Source organism: Sphingomonas sp. CCH9-F2, from assembly GCF_001556735.1.
Classification (GTDB): domain Bacteria; phylum Pseudomonadota; class Alphaproteobacteria; order Sphingomonadales; family Sphingomonadaceae; genus Sphingomonas; species Sphingomonas ginsenosidimutans.
The window spans coordinates 1-723 of the sequence record NZ_LSJO01000575.1; the positions used below are offsets into that span (position 1 = coordinate 1).

General features: G+C 65.6%; 1 protein-coding gene. It reads left to right on the forward strand.

The annotated features are described in order from the left end of the window. A partial coding sequence (locus tag AX685_RS16200) for an efflux RND transporter permease subunit (RefSeq protein ID WP_156445866.1) occupies positions 1 to 723 on the forward strand: 723 nt, incomplete at both ends.

Here is a 723-nt window from a genome sequence, read left to right on the forward strand (position 1 = left end):
AGATCAGCCGCGAGAACGGCAAGCGGCGCGTGGTGGTGCAAGCCAACGTGCGTGGTCGCGATGTCGGTAGCGTCGTTGCAGACGCGCAGGCGGCGATCGGCAGCCAGGTCCGGCTGCCTGCCGGTGCCTATCTCGAATGGGGCGGTCAGTTCGAGAACCTGCAATCGGCGAGCGAGCGGCTGAAGCTGGTCATTCCGGCCTGCTTCATCCTGATCCTGTTGCTGCTTTATGGCGCATTGGGATCGGTCCGCGATGCCGCGATCGTCTTCACCGGCGTGCCATTCGCGCTGGTGGGCGGCGTTCTGCTGCTCTTCCTGCGCGGCATGGACTTTTCGATCTCGGCGGCGGTGGGCTTCATCGCCCTGTCGGGCATCGCGGTCCTCAACGGCCTCGTCATGGTCAGCTCAATCCAGGATCTGATCCGGTCGGGGCTATCGCGCGAGGAGGCGGCCCATGTCGGCGCAATGCAGCGTCTGCGGCCAGTCGTCATGACCGCGCTCGTCGCAAGCCTCGGCTTCGTGCCGATGGCGCTTGGCGAGGGGGCGGGCGCGGAGGTGCAGAAGCCATTGGCGACCGTCGTCATCGGCGGCCTGATCTCGGCGACGCTGCTGACGCTGTTCGTGCTGCCGACGCTCTACGCCCGGTTCGGGCAGAAAGTGATCGAGAAGCCCGAGCACTACAATGAGGAGCATGAAGGGGACGACCACGGTCAGACCTTCGTGA